Source organism: Buttiauxella sp. JUb87, assembly GCF_004361975.1.
In the GTDB taxonomy this organism is placed as follows: domain Bacteria; phylum Pseudomonadota; class Gammaproteobacteria; order Enterobacterales; family Enterobacteriaceae; genus Buttiauxella; species Buttiauxella ferragutiae.
Genome location: NZ_SNVY01000009.1, coordinates 116,044 through 129,447 on the forward strand (window position 1 = coordinate 116,044; position 13,404 = coordinate 129,447).

The 13,404-nt window shown below is 51.3% G+C and carries 12 protein-coding genes; 7 read left to right on the forward strand and 5 right to left on the reverse strand.

Annotation, left to right across the window (positions count from 1 at the left end; genetic code table 11):
- Position 1: 1 nt before the first annotated feature.
- Together viaA and ravA are read right to left on the reverse strand one after the other, a co-directional pair.
- Positions 2-1,453 (reverse strand): ATPase RavA stimulator ViaA, encoded by a 1,452-nt coding sequence (gene viaA / locus EC843_RS21230; protein ID WP_064541955.1) that lies wholly within the window; start codon positions 1,451-1,453, stop codon positions 2-4.
- On the reverse strand, positions 1,453-2,946 hold the full coding sequence (gene ravA / locus EC843_RS21235) for an ATPase RavA (RefSeq protein WP_064542196.1): 1,494 nt from the start codon (positions 2,944-2,946) through the stop codon (positions 1,453-1,455). The genes viaA and ravA overlap by 1 nt, the downstream gene beginning before the upstream one ends.
- Before the next feature lie 214 nt (positions 2,947-3,160).
- Here ravA and kup point away from each other — a divergent pair, with 214 nt between their 5' ends.
- From kup to rbsR, 7 genes are all read left to right on the forward strand, one after another.
- A complete protein-coding gene (gene kup / locus EC843_RS21240) occupies positions 3,161-5,029 on the forward strand; it encodes a low affinity potassium transporter Kup (RefSeq protein WP_064541950.1) in 1,869 nt (622 codons plus the stop codon).
- Between the two features lie 194 nt (positions 5,030-5,223).
- Positions 5,224-5,643: a D-ribose pyranase gene (gene rbsD, locus EC843_RS21245; RefSeq protein WP_064541947.1), complete on the forward strand. Its 420-nt coding sequence runs from the start codon at positions 5,224-5,226 to the stop codon at positions 5,641-5,643.
- A gap of 7 nt (positions 5,644-5,650) precedes the next feature.
- Positions 5,651-7,165 carry a ribose ABC transporter ATP-binding protein RbsA gene (gene rbsA, locus EC843_RS21250; RefSeq protein ID WP_064541944.1) on the forward strand — a complete coding sequence of 505 codons (1,515 nt, stop codon included), beginning with the start codon at positions 5,651-5,653 and terminating at the stop codon, positions 7,163-7,165.
- A complete protein-coding gene (gene rbsC / locus EC843_RS21255) occupies positions 7,162-8,127 on the forward strand; it encodes a ribose ABC transporter permease (RefSeq protein WP_064541941.1) in 966 nt (321 codons plus the stop codon). The genes rbsA and rbsC overlap by 4 nt, the downstream gene beginning before the upstream one ends.
- Before the next feature lie 28 nt (positions 8,128-8,155).
- Positions 8,156-9,043 carry a ribose ABC transporter substrate-binding protein RbsB gene (gene rbsB, locus EC843_RS21260; RefSeq protein ID WP_064541938.1) on the forward strand — a complete coding sequence of 296 codons (888 nt, stop codon included), beginning with the start codon at positions 8,156-8,158 and terminating at the stop codon, positions 9,041-9,043.
- A gap of 72 nt (positions 9,044-9,115) precedes the next feature.
- Positions 9,116-10,045, forward strand: a complete 930-nt coding sequence (gene rbsK, locus EC843_RS21265; RefSeq protein WP_121814640.1) for a ribokinase — start codon at positions 9,116-9,118, stop codon at positions 10,043-10,045.
- 2 nt (positions 10,046-10,047) lie between these two features.
- Positions 10,048-11,040 (forward strand): ribose operon transcriptional repressor RbsR, encoded by a 993-nt coding sequence (gene rbsR / locus EC843_RS21270; protein ID WP_064541932.1) that lies wholly within the window; start codon positions 10,048-10,050, stop codon positions 11,038-11,040.
- Here rbsR and mdtD read toward each other — a convergent pair.
- From mdtD to EC843_RS24650, 3 genes are all read right to left on the reverse strand, one after another.
- On the reverse strand, positions 11,037-12,419 hold the full coding sequence (gene mdtD, locus EC843_RS21275) for a multidrug transporter subunit MdtD (RefSeq protein ID WP_133523027.1): 1,383 nt from the start codon (positions 12,417-12,419) through the stop codon (positions 11,037-11,039). The two genes, rbsR and mdtD, sit on opposite strands and share 4 nt — an antisense overlap.
- A gap of 42 nt (positions 12,420-12,461) precedes the next feature.
- Positions 12,462-13,160 (reverse strand): FadR/GntR family transcriptional regulator, encoded by a 699-nt coding sequence (locus tag EC843_RS21280; protein WP_064541926.1) that lies wholly within the window; start codon positions 13,158-13,160, stop codon positions 12,462-12,464.
- A 63-nt stretch (positions 13,161-13,223) separates the two neighbouring features.
- On the reverse strand, positions 13,224-13,404 hold a 181-nt coding region (locus EC843_RS24650; RefSeq protein ID WP_208111336.1), incomplete at its 5' end, for a hypothetical protein.

Below are 13,404 nucleotides of genomic sequence, written 5' to 3' on the forward strand. Positions count from 1 at the left end.
ATTAACGCCGCCAGCGACGCAGCAGGCGGCTACGCATCCCGGTATCAAAGCGCCAGATATGATCGAAAATGCGCATGATGCCGGGTTTGCCGTGTGTCGACATCGCCACTGCATGGAAACGATGTTGATGAATACGCTGGAGATCCTTTACCTGCGCCACCACCTCGTCAGGCAGGCGTTGCGCGATAAAGTCAGAAATGACCACCGCATCGGCATCATGCCATTCACTGCCCTGCATTTTTTCTGCGATCGCCCGGAAACAGCTGGCGAGATCCGTGCCGCCACGGAAACGCTGGCTCAGAAAACGGATCGCCTGTTCTATGCCATCTGCGCCACACACTTCATAACGCACCACTTCGCTGGAAAACAGCATGATGAAACAGCGGCGGTTATCTGCCAGCGCCACGCGCATCAGTGCCAGGCAAAAAGCTTTGGCGCATTGTTCGTTAAAACCACCCATTGAACCGGACGTATCAACGCAAACAATAAACGGTCCGCGCGGCTGTTCATCAAATTTCTGGTGAACAACAGGGCGTTCAACGACTTTCTCGCGCCATGAGTCGCCATGCAATCGGTAAGTCAGCAATTGTTTTTCCACCAGCCGACGGTAGAACTCGAATTCCAGTTCACTGATGCCCAGCGTGGCTAACTCCGGTGGCAGCAAACGCAAAATGTCATCGCTACGCTGTAGGCCATCAACCTGTTCAGGAACGGTGGCGGGCTCACGCACCAGCATGCGCCAGGTCTCAGTCGGTGCATCTTTTCTCGGCACCGCTTTCGCTTCTTTAGAGCGCCCAAGTTGCTCAGCCAGTTTCAGTAATTCCGGCTGGCTGGCAAGAAAATCACCGTACTGGACGATGAGCTGATAATCCCCGCGTTTCAGCGCACCGGCACTCATATCCCAAAGCCTGCCCGCAGCGTTATCGCTGTCGACCAGAACAGGTTCAAGCTGACCGCTGAGTGCCAGGCGCTGTTGCACTTCCGCGAGCAGTTGTTCACGCTCGTCTTCCAGCAACTGTTGGTTAAACGATGTGGTCTGAACCACCAGACTCAAGCGCCAGCGTTGCAGAAACAGCGTATGTTGCGCGGCTGTCAGGTGCGGCATTTCCTCCACCAGCGTTTGTGCCTGTCCGTAAAATGGTGAATCGACACTTTTCAGCAGAAGTAAAATTTCGGGAAGTTTTGCGGATAACTGGCTGGTAGAAAGTAATTGGCTTTCCTGATAGCAGATGACTTCGCGAGCCAGTTCTTGGGGCACTAAAGTGTCCTGCAAGCGCGCTTTTAATAACTCGCGCCAGCGTGGGATATCTTTGGTTACGGCGTTTTTCAGGCGTGGGAATTTCTCAAAGAACATGGCTAACTGCGGTCCAGCCAGCAGCGTGATAATGATCTCTTCTATTAATTCTCCCTCGCTAATCGCGAGGATGAGATCCAGTGTCTCAACACTGAGCATTAATGCCGCGCCTGCTTAATTTGTTTTGCAACTTCTTGCAGGCTGGCTTCTATTTTTCCTAGCCATTCATTATTGATAAACAGGCATTTTTGTTGATCGTTAAAACGTTCATGTTGTTGATGGAGGGTAGCTTCCAGGGCTTCGAATTGTTGTTTGATCTCCTCCGGCATCGCTTGTTGCTGTTTACCCGGCATCACCAGCCGTGTGCCTTGCAGGCTAATGTCGCGCAGAACCAGATGCTGGCTGGAGTCGACTTCCATATTCAGTACCTGGGCAAAACCGATGCCATTGAGTTTGCCACGCAGTTCTCCACCTTTTATTAGCCATTGCGCACAGGCTTCACGGGAAATAGACACGTGGACAACTTCGATGTCGTGCAGTTTTAGCGGTTGCTGAAGCAGCAACGTCAGCGTTTCGCCGGTAAGGTTTTCTGGTAGCTGGTACTGCGGGCGGCGAGTGAACATCCCACCTTGTTTGGTCACAGTGATGGCTTCGCGGTCGCTATGCTGTTGTTGCAACTGAATGCGGCGCTGTACGATGGCTGCCAATTTAGCCAGCATTGAATTCTGCTGCCATGCGTGTCCGGTCATCAATATTTCAAGCTGTTGCTGCATCAAATTCATCGCAGCAGAGTCATGCCACAGGCAATCTTTAAGCAGGATCAAATCAATCGGTGCGACGGCATTGCGGCCACTAAAGAAGGCGCTGGCTTGCAGCAGGCGAATGGCTTTTTTCCAGCGTCGATCAGAAACATAAGGTGCGCCTGCAGCGTTCTCGAGTTGCTGGCGCAAGGTGAATATCAGCTCAAATACATTATCTGGCAACGCCACGGTGCCAATTTCTTGCTGCCACTGGAAATACTCGTCGTCGGTGATTTGCAGGTTTTCCGGAACCGGGTTGTGGTTCTCATCATGCTGACTGGTGAGCATGGAACGGAAATTGCCTTTGTCCTGCACTTTGTCGAGCCACAGACGGATCAGCATACGGTCATACAATGCTTCCAGGCTGCTGTCTGCTTCGGGCAGTTCATTGGATGCCGCTACCAGCAAACGCATGGGGATTTTGTCTTCGCTCGCGCCATTGCGGAAACGACGTTCGTTTATGGCAGTTAGCAGGGTATTGAGAATGGCGGGGCCGGCTTTCCAGATTTCATCGAGAAACACGATTTCCGCTTCTGGCAGATAACCGGCAGTCAAACGCTCATAGCGGCCTTCATCTTTTAAAGCCTGAATCGATAATGGCCCAAATACTTCTTCAGGGGTGGAAAAGCGAGTCATCAGGTATTCAAAGGCGCGCGCGTGCTGAAACGCAAACTTCAAACGGCGGGCAATTAAACTTTTGGCAATCCCCGGAGGGCCAAGCAAGAACACGCTTTCACCGCTAAGTGCTGCCAGTAAGCAAAGGCGCACTGCGTGTTGGCGTTCAAACAATCCTTTTTCCAGAGCCTGGCTGAGTCGTGAAATTCTTTCAGCCAATAAATGTGATTGAGCCATAATTAGCATTGCATCCTTACGCGGTGACCACTGATTGGGAAAGCGAGTATATATTATCGTTAATGGATTGATGATCGGCTCTTTTTTCCCTGACATAAATTAAGCCAGTTGTATTTAGGGGTACGATTTACTTGATTATCGTGCATACTGTGCGCCTTTTTGTGGGCCAAGGGACTAAGCACACGCTTTCGGGATTCCAACAAAAGATTAGTCTATGAGCGCTGATAATAAACAATCATTGCCTGCGATAACGCTGGCTGCAATTGGGGTAGTGTACGGCGATATCGGTACTAGCCCGCTTTATACCCTTCGAGAATGTCTGTCTGGTCAATTTGGATTTGGTGTTGAACGTGACGCCGTATTTGGCTTTTTATCTCTGATTTTCTGGCTGCTGATTTTAGTCGTTTCGGTTAAATACCTGACCTTTGTGATGCGTGCAGATAACGCCGGTGAAGGCGGTATTTTGACGCTAATGTCTTTGGCTGGCCGTAATACATCGGCAAGAATGACGTCGGTGCTGGTGATCATGGGATTGATCGGTGGCAGCTTCTTCTATGGTGAGGTGGTTATCACTCCGGCAATATCGGTGATGTCGGCCATTGAAGGGCTTGAGATAGCCGCGCCGCAGCTTGACGCCTATATCGTTCCGCTGTCGATAATTGTCCTGACACTGCTGTTTATGATTCAGAAACACGGTACCGGCATGGTGGGCAAATTGTTTGCTCCCGTGATGTTGCTGTGGTTCCTGGTGCTGGCGGTATTAGGTGCGCGCAGCATTATCGCTAACCCGGAAGTGCTTCAGGCACTGAATCCGGCATGGGCGGTGCATTTCTTCCTCGAATACAAAACCGTTTCGTTCTTTGCTCTTGGCGCAGTGGTTCTTTCTATTACTGGCGTTGAAGCGCTGTACGCGGATATGGGCCACTTCGGTAAGTTCCCGATTCGTATTGCGTGGTTCTCCGTGGTTCTGCCGTCACTGGTTCTGAACTACTTCGGCCAGGGTGCATTGCTGCTGAAAACGCCTGAAGCGATAAAAAACCCATTCTTCTTATTAGCACCAGACTGGGCGCTGATCCCGCTGATGATTCTGGCAACACTGGCGACGGTTATTGCCTCTCAGGCGGTGATCTCGGGGGTGTTCTCGTTGACTCGCCAGGCTGTGCGTCTCGGTTACTTGTCGCCAATGCGCATCATCCACACCTCGGAAATGGAATCCGGGCAGATTTATGTGCCAGCGATTAACTGGCTCCTCTATATCTCTGTGGTGATTGTGATTGTTAGCTTCGAGCATTCGAGCAACCTGGCGGCGGCATATGGTATTGCGGTCACCGGCACCATGGTGTTGACCTCAATCCTTTCTTGTACCGTGGCACGCAAAAACTGGCACTGGAATAAGATTGGGGTATTGCTGATGGGCGCTGGGTTCCTGTTTATCGACATTCCGCTGTTCTCTGCCAATGCCGTTAAGATTTTCTCTGGTGGTTGGTTGCCACTCTGCCTGGCGTTGGTGATGTTTATCATTATGACGACCTGGAAAAGCGAGCGTTTCCGCCTGCTACGCCGCATGCATGAACATGGTAATTCACTGGAAGCGATGATTGCTTCTCTGGAGAAATCACCGCCGGTACGTGTGCCTGGGACTGCGGTTTATATGTCCCGTGCATTGAACGTGATTCCATTTGCGATGCTGCATAACCTCAAGCACAACAAAGTGTTGCATGAGCGCGTAGTGTTGCTGACATTGCGAACCGAAGATGCGCCATACGTTCATAACGTGAAGCGTGTTTCGATTGAACAGCTTTCGCCAACCTTCTGGCGAGTGGTGGCAAGCTACGGCTGGCGTGAAACGCCAAACGTGGAAGAGGTATTCCACCGCTGTGGCCTGGAAGGGCTAAGTTGCCGAATGATGGAGACATCGTTCTTTATGTCGCATGAGTCACTGATCATCGGTAAACGTCCATGGTATCTGCGCCTGCGTGGCAAACTGTTCCTCGCGCTGCAACGCAACGCCTTGCGTGCGCCGGACCAATTCGAAATCCCGCCAAACAGGGTCATTGAATTGGGTACTCAGGTCGAGATATAAAGCTAACGCCTCTTCAATCGAAGGGGCGTTTTTTTTACCTGTTTGATTGCGCGCGCTCTCATTTGCCTCGTCGTGAAACAAGTCAGCGAAACGTTTCGATAGCGATCACATTTTCATAACTTCATGGTTGTTTTATCCACACACCTTTTCCTACACTTCATCTCAGCGAAACGTTTCGCTAGTGGAGTAAGAAAATGAAGAAAGGTACTGTTCTCAACGCTGACATCTCGTCCGTTATTTCCCGTCTTGGCCACACCGACACGCTGGTGATTGCCGATGCCGGGTTGCCCATTCCACGCAATACACCGCGTATTGATTTGGCACTGACTCACGGCGTACCGGGTTTTATGCAGGTCGTTGAAGTCGTAACGCAAGAGATGCAGGTTGAAGCTGCGATCTTAGCTTCGGAAATTAAACAACATAATCCCCAACTCCATGAAACGTTGCTCAAGCACATCGAGCAACTGCAACAACACCAGGGAAACACCATTTCTATTCGTTACATCAGTCATGAGCAGTTCAAGCAGCACACCGCTGATAGTCATGCGGTTATTCGCAGCGGGGAGTGTTCCCCGTATGCGAATATCATTCTCTGTGCTGGCGTAACTTTCTGAGGCCGGCATGGAACCGTTACTGCAATTAAAAGGTATCGATAAATCGTTCCCTGGCGTAAAAGCCCTTTCTGGTGCAGCGCTGAATGTGTACACAGGGCGCGTGATGGCGCTGGTGGGTGAAAACGGCGCAGGCAAATCCACCATGATGAAAGTGCTGACTGGCATCTATCAGCGTGATGCGGGTTCGCTGTTATGGCTGGGCAAAGAAACCACTTTTAATGGCCCTAAATCCTCACAGGAAGCGGGCATCGGTATTATTCACCAGGAACTCAACTTGATCCCGCAGCTCAGCATTGCGGAAAACATCTTCCTGGGCCGCGAATTTGTTAACCGCTTCGGCAAAATCGACTGGAAAACGATGTATGCCGAGGCCGATAAATTACTCGCTAAGCTCAACCTGCGCTTTAACAGCCAGAAGCTGGTGGGCGATTTGTCGATTGGCGATCAGCAAATGGTCGAAATCGCCAAGGTGCTGAGCTTCGAGTCAAAAGTCATCGTGATGGATGAACCGACCGATGCGCTAACCGATACCGAAACTGACTCTTTATTCCGCGTGATCCGCGAGCTGAAAGCTCAGGGGCGCGGCATTGTCTATATTTCCCACCGCATGAAAGAGATCTTCGAGATTTGCGATGACGTGACCGTCTTCCGCGATGGACAGTTCATTGCCGAGCGTGAAGTGGCAACGCTGACTGAAGATTCGCTTATCGAAATGATGGTCGGGCGCAAACTGGAAGAGCAATATCCTCGTCTGGATAAACAACCTGGCGAAATCCTTTTGCGGGTCGATAACCTTTCCGGACCTGGCGTACATGACGTCAGTTTTACTTTGCGCAAAGGTGAGATTCTCGGTGTGGCCGGTTTGATGGGCGCGGGTCGCACCGAACTCATGAAAGTGTTGTATGGCGCATTGCCGCGTACTGGCGGTTATGTGGCACTTGAAGGCCGCGAAGTGGTGACGCGTTCGCCGCAGGATGGGCTGGCAAATGGCATTGTGTATATCTCTGAAGACCGTAAGCGTGACGGGCTGGTGCTCGGCATGTCGGTTAAAGAGAACATGTCACTCACCGCATTGCGTTATTTCAGCCATAACGGCGGCAGCCTGAAACATAAAGATGAACAGCAAGCGGTGCAGGACTTTATCCGTTTGTTCAACGTCAAAACGCCATCAATGGAACAGCCGATTGGCCTGCTTTCTGGCGGCAACCAACAAAAGGTCGCCATAGCCCGTGGCCTGATGACACGCCCGAAAGTATTAATTCTTGATGAGCCGACGCGTGGCGTAGACGTTGGGGCGAAAAAAGAAATTTATCAGTTAATCAATCAGTTCAAAGCCGATGGGTTGAGCATCATTCTTGTTTCGTCCGAAATGCCGGAAGTGCTCGGCATGAGTGACCGAATCATGGTGATGCACGAGGGGCATCTCGGCGGGGAATTTACCCGTGAAGAGGCGACTCAGGAAATCTTAATGGCGGCAGCCGTCGGCAAGCTAAATCGCGTGAATCAGGAGTCTGTAAAATGAGTACCCAAGCTATTCCTGGCCGTCGCTGGTTCACTAAAGCGTGGCTGTTAGAACAAAAATCCCTTATCGCTCTGCTGGTGCTGATTGCGATTGTTTCGAGCCTGAGCCCGAACTTTTTCACGGTTAATAACCTGTTCAATATCCTGCAACAAACCTCAGTGAACGCCATTATGGCGGTGGGGATGACGCTGGTTATTCTGACTTCCGGGATTGACCTGTCCGTCGGTTCCTTACTGGCGCTGACTGGTGCGGTCGCCGCCTCGATTGTCGGTTTAGAAGTGAATGCACTGGTGGCGGTTGCAGGTGCGCTGGCACTCGGTGCCGCAATTGGTGCAGTAACCGGTGTGATTGTCGCCAAAGGGCGCGTTCAGGCGTTTATCGCCACGCTGGTGATGATGCTTTTACTGCGCGGCGTCACCATGGTTTACACCAACGGTAGCCCAGTAAATACCGGATTCTCTGACAACGCTGATGTGTTTGGCTGGTTTGGTATTGGCCGTCCGCTGGGGATTCCTACGCCAGTGTGGATTATGGGCGTTGTGTTCCTCGCGGCGTGGTACATGCTGCACCACACGCGTTTGGGCCGTTATATCTATGCGCTGGGCGGCAACGAAGCGGCGACGCGTTTGTCCGGCATCAGCGTTAACAAAGTCAAAATTATCGTTTACTCACTTTGCGGTCTGCTGGCGTCTTTGGCCGGGATCATCGAAGTGGCGCGTCTTTCTTCCGCACAACCCACGGCGGGTACCGGCTATGAGCTGGATGCTATCGCGGCGGTGGTTCTGGGCGGCACAAGCCTTGCTGGCGGGAAAGGGCGTATTGTTGGGACGCTGATTGGTGCGCTGATCTTAGGCTTCCTGAACAACGGGCTGAATTTATTAGGTGTTTCTTCTTATTACCAGATGATCGTCAAAGCAGTGGTTATTTTACTGGCGGTGCTGGTGGACAACAAAAAGCAGTAACAATCATAACCCTACAGGACATCTGAATATGAATATGAAAAAGCTGGCTACCCTGGTTTCTGCTGTTGCACTGAGTGCCACCGTTAGCGCCAACGCAATGGCCAAAGACACCATCGCGCTGGTGGTCTCCACGCTGAATAACCCGTTCTTCGTTTCACTGAAGGACGGCGCACAAAAAGAAGCCGACAAACTGGGCTACAACCTGATCGTGCTGGATTCGCAAAACAACCCGGCGAAAGAGCTGGCAAACGTGCAGGATCTGACGGTTCGCGGTACCAAACTGATGCTTATCAACCCAACCGATTCCGATGCGGTAGGCAACGCGGTGAAAATGGCCAACCAGGCTAAAATCCCTGTGATTACCCTCGACCGTATGGCAAACCAGGGCACCGTGGTCAGCCACATTGCTTCTGATAACGTGGCTGGTGGCAAAATGGCCGGTGACTTCATTGCTAAGAAACTGGGTGAAGGTGCGAAAGTTATCGAACTGCAAGGTATCGCGGGTGCATCTGCTGCGCGTGAACGTGGCGAAGGCTTCAAACAAGCGACAGCTGCCCACAAATTCACTGTTCTGGCGAGCCAGCCTGCTGACTTCGACCGAACTAAAGGCCTGAACGTGATGCAGAACTTGCTGACTGCGCATCCAGACGTGCAGGCAGTATTTGCTCAGAATGACGAAATGGCGTTGGGCGCATTGCGCGCACTGCAAACTGCCGGTAAATCCGACGTTCTGGTGGTGGGCTTCGACGGTACCGCTGACGGTGTGAAAGCAGTAGAAAGCGGCAAACTGGGTGCGACCGTTGCACAGATGGCTGACCAGATTGGCGTTATCGGGGTAGAAACTGCCGACAAAGTATTGAAAGGCGAAAAAGTCGACTCCAAAATCCCGGTTGAACTGAAGCTGGTTACTAAATAAGACGACATAAGAAAAGCAGGGCATCGCGCCACTCACTAATCTGGGGTGGCGCACTTAACTGGACTGAAAAATATGAAAACTAAAGGCAAGCTCGTCGTCCTGGGAAGCATTAACGCTGACCATATCCTTAACCTCGAACATTTTCCGACGCCGGGTGAAACCGTGACCGGGCAAGAGTATCAGGTGGCGTTCGGTGGAAAGGGTGCGAACCAGGCTGTTGCAGCCGGGCGCAGCGGCGCAGACATTGCCTTTATTGCCTGTGTAGGTAGCGACGACACGGGTAGTCGCGTTTGCAAACAACTGGCAAGTGACAACATCGACACCTCGCCGATCAGCACTATTAAAGATGCTTCAACCGGTGTTGCGCTAATTTTCGTCAATAGCGCTGGTGAAAACGTTATTGGCATTCATGCCGGGGCTAATGGGGCATTAACGCCTGCGCTTGTGGCGGAACAGAATCAGAAAATCGCTGAGGCTTCCGTGCTTTTAATGCAGCTTGAGTCACCGCTGCAAAGCGTGCTGGCTGCGGCTAAAATTGCCCATCAACATCAAACCAAAGTTGTGCTTAATCCTGCGCCTGCCTGTGAGCTATCTGATGAATTGCTCGGGCTGGTGGATATGATCACCCCGAACGAAACCGAGGCAGAAAAGCTCACCGGTATTCGTGTCGAAAATGACGACGACGCTGCGGTTGCCGCTCAGGCACTGCATGCGAAAGGCATTGAAACCGTCATTATTACGCTCGGTAGCCGTGGTGTTTGGCTGAGTGAGAGCGGTAAAGGGCAGCGCGTTGCTGGCTTTAAGGTCAAAGCGGTGGATACCATTGCCGCAGGCGACACCTTTAACGGCGCGCTGGTCACCGCATTGCTGGAAGATAAACCGATGGCTGATGCGATTCGTTTTGCTCATGCCGCCGCCGCTATCGCCGTGACGCGTAAAGGTGCGCAGCCTTCTGTGCCGTGGCGTAATGAAATAGACGATTTTTTGCAGCAGCAAGGATAATCATGGCCACCATGAAAGACGTCGCAAAAATGGCCGGGGTTTCGACTTCCACCGTTTCGCACGTCATTAATAACGACCGTTTCGTGAGTGATGCCATTCGCGCAAAGGTCGATGCTGCAATCAAAACGCTCAACTATGCACCTTCCGCTCTGGCGCGTAGCCTCAAGCTCAATCAAACGCACACAATCGGGATGTTAATCACCGCCAGTAGTAACCCGTTTTATTCTGAGCTGGTGCGTGGGGTTGAACGGAGCTGTTTTGAGCGTGGATACAGCCTGGTGTTGTGTAATACCGAAGGCGATGAGCAGCGCATGAACCGCAACCTGGAAACACTGCTGCAAAAGCGTGTCGATGGTTTGCTGCTGTTGTGCACTGAAACACATCTTCCTTCACCGGAAATTATGAGTCGCTACCCTTCTATTCCGACTGTGATGATGGACTGGGCGCCTTTTGAAGGCGAAAGCGATGTCATTCAGGACAACTCGCTGCTTGGCGGTGAGACGGCGACTCAACATCTTATCGATAATGGCTATACCCGCATCGCTTGCATCACAGGCCCACAAGATAAAACGCCAGCGCGGTTGCGGCTTGAAGGTTATAGAAAGGCAATGAATCGCGCAGGGCTTGCTGTCCATGAAGGCTACGAAATCATTGGCGACTTTGAATTCCAGGGCGGCTTCACGGCAATGAATTCACTTCTTGCACTCGAAGAGCCACCGCATGCAGTCTTTACTGGCAACGATGCAATGGCTGTTGGGGCTTATCACGCGTTGTATCAGGCAGGGCTTAAAGTCCCACAAGATATGGCGGTAGTCGGTTATGACGATATCGAACTTGCCCGATATATGACGCCACCGCTCACGACTATCCACCAACCAAAAGATGAGTTGGGTGAGTTGGCCGTTGATGTATTGATACATCGCATGGCGCAACCCGCCCTGGAACAACAACGTCTGTTTCTGACACCAGAGCTGGTGGAACGCGGTTCAGTTTAACGTTTGATCATGTTGCGCCCATCTTTCGGACGTAACAGCAAGAACACCAGAGCCGAAACTAACGTTACAGCACCCATCGTCAGGAATGTGTAGTGGAACTGCTCGACGGTATTAATGCTGTCGATACCTTCATAGATCCTGAGCACTGCGGCACTCACTGCGACTCCAAGACTAATTGCCAACTGCTGTGTTACGGCCAGAACGCTATTACCGCTACTGGCGTTTTCATCGGTGAGGTCGGCAAGCGTAATGGTATTCATCGCGGTGAATTGTGTGGACATCGCCATCCCCAGAATAAACAGTGGCAAAATGAGCAGCCATACTTCCATTCCCGGCGACTGCAATGAGAATTGCCCAATCAGTAAGCCAATGATCAGCGTGACGCCCACTAATGTTTTCCGATAACCCAGACGGCGCAATACTTGCGTTACGGTTGATTTTGCCAGCAGCGAACCCATTGCAGTAGGTGCCATCATGCAGCCGGCGATTAACGCCGAATAGCCAAAACCGACCTGTAGCATTAAAGGCATCAGGAACGGCACACAACCGGTTCCCAGACGTGACGCGAGATTACCGATGATCCCTACAGAGAAAGTTCTGGTGCGAAACATCGGCAGAGCGATAAGCGGTGTTGGGTGACGACGTGCGTGCCAGATATAAGCTGCCAGCAGAGCAAGCCCACTTAATATCGTCAGAATACCGATGTAACTGGCAACAATGCGTTCGCCGAATAACTCCATCCCGCTAGAAATGCACACCAGACTCAAGCCAAACAAAAGAAAGCCGGTCATATCAAAGCCACGCCGTGGAGTCGTAAAGTTTGGCATGTACTTGCGGGCATAGATAAGCCCGAGAATTCCGATAGGTATATTAATGAGGAAAATCCAGTGCCAGCTTGCCCATGTGACCAAAACGCCGCCGAGCAATGGGCCGAGGATTGGGCCAACAAGCCCTGGCATGGTGACGAAGTTTAAAACGGGCAGTAATTCGCTGCGCGGATAGGCGCGTAATAATGCTAAACGGGCAACCGGCATCATCATCGCACCACCAATCCCTTGTATTACGCGGAAGACAACCAATTCACCGAGTGAACTGGACATCGCGCAGGCGAACGAGCCTAGAGTAAAGAGGGAAACTGCGACCATAAACACGCGTCGTGTTCCGAAGCGGTCGGCCAGCCAACCGCTGACGGGAATCAGCATCGCAACGGTAAGGGTGTAGCTGATTATCGCGGATTGCATTGCCAGCGGCGAACGGCCAAGGCTATGGGCAATTGCGGGTAACGCGGTATTCAGAATTGTGGCATCCAGCGCCTGCATAAAGAAAGCCATCGCCGCAATCCACGGTAACCCGGCCATACTGCGAGCTGTTTTGGTCATTTTTGTCCTGATGTTTTAAGGCACTCAGGAGAACGTGAGACTTTACCCGTGTTCGAAGGGTTCTTTCAATAGATCCTGACCAGCGACTAATGCGGCCTGGCTATCACCCCGGGTAATGGCATCAACGATTGCCTGGTGCAAATCGAGCTTGATAACTTCTTTATCGGTTATAGCAGTAAAGTAATTGTAATAAATAGAACGGAATAAGTTAGCGAATGAACAGAGGAATGGGTTACCACTCATTGCATAGATTTGCTCGTGATAGGCCATATCAACTTCTATCCAGCGTTGACGATCAAATGCACCTTTCAATTTAACCATCTCTGCCATCATTTCGTTGAGAAAAGCTTTTTGTTCTTCAGTTCCATTAATGGCGGCCATGGCACAAGCTTGTGGTTCCAGGCTATTACGCATAACAAGGAAGTATTCCACCACATCATTAAAGTTCTCTTCTGTCATCCACCAGGTGAGCAGTTCCTTATCAAGGAAGTTCCAGTGGCTGCGAGGCATAACGCGAGTGCCAATACGAGGGCGGGGGAGAACCATTCCTTTAGCTGTTAATGTCTTTACTGCCTCTCGTACCGCTGTACGACTAACACCGAATAGCTCACCCAATTCGATTTCACCGGGCAAGATGCTGCCCGCTTCGTACTCACCCCGGAGAATGCGTTGTGCTAGTTTTTCCGCAAGAACATAGGAAAGGTTCTTTTGAGCGGCGAGTTGTTGTGCAGAGAGAGACATAAATGCAATTCCTTTAGCTTTGTTTCTATTAGTAGTATGCCATCTGGTCTGCATTTCTGATGTTTAAAACAGCAAATATCCCGTATTAGCTGGCTTTTGTAGTTCTTTTGGCGAAAAAAAAGACGTCTGGTAATCTTTTTGCAATAAACACTTGTCAGCTCCCAGAAAATCCCTATACTGCGCCTCCACTGACACGGCACAACGGCTTACAAACCGGCCCGTCAGCCAGATGAAAAGCGAAAAT

Excerpts from the sequence above, each read along its gene's own strand:
- viaA (WP_064541955.1), bottom strand. The coding sequence starts at position 1,453 with ATGCTCAGTGTTGAGACACTGGATCTCATCCTCGCGATTAGCGAGGGA.
- ravA (WP_064542196.1), bottom strand. The coding sequence starts at position 2,946 with ATGGCTCAATCACATTTATTGGCTGAAAGAATTTCACGACTCAGCCAG.
- kup (WP_064541950.1), top strand. The coding sequence starts at position 3,161 with ATGAGCGCTGATAATAAACAATCATTGCCTGCGATAACGCTGGCTGCA.
- rbsD (WP_064541947.1), top strand. The coding sequence starts at position 5,224 with ATGAAGAAAGGTACTGTTCTCAACGCTGACATCTCGTCCGTTATTTCC.
- rbsA (WP_064541944.1), top strand. The coding sequence starts at position 5,651 with ATGGAACCGTTACTGCAATTAAAAGGTATCGATAAATCGTTCCCTGGC.
- rbsC (WP_064541941.1), top strand. The coding sequence starts at position 7,162 with ATGAGTACCCAAGCTATTCCTGGCCGTCGCTGGTTCACTAAAGCGTGG.
- rbsB (WP_064541938.1), top strand. The coding sequence starts at position 8,156 with ATGAATATGAAAAAGCTGGCTACCCTGGTTTCTGCTGTTGCACTGAGT.
- rbsK (WP_121814640.1), top strand. The coding sequence starts at position 9,116 with ATGAAAACTAAAGGCAAGCTCGTCGTCCTGGGAAGCATTAACGCTGAC.
- rbsR (WP_064541932.1), top strand. The coding sequence starts at position 10,048 with ATGGCCACCATGAAAGACGTCGCAAAAATGGCCGGGGTTTCGACTTCC.
- mdtD (WP_133523027.1), bottom strand. The coding sequence starts at position 12,419 with ATGACCAAAACAGCTCGCAGTATGGCCGGGTTACCGTGGATTGCGGCG.
- EC843_RS21280 (WP_064541926.1), bottom strand. The coding sequence starts at position 13,160 with ATGTCTCTCTCTGCACAACAACTCGCCGCTCAAAAGAACCTTTCCTAT.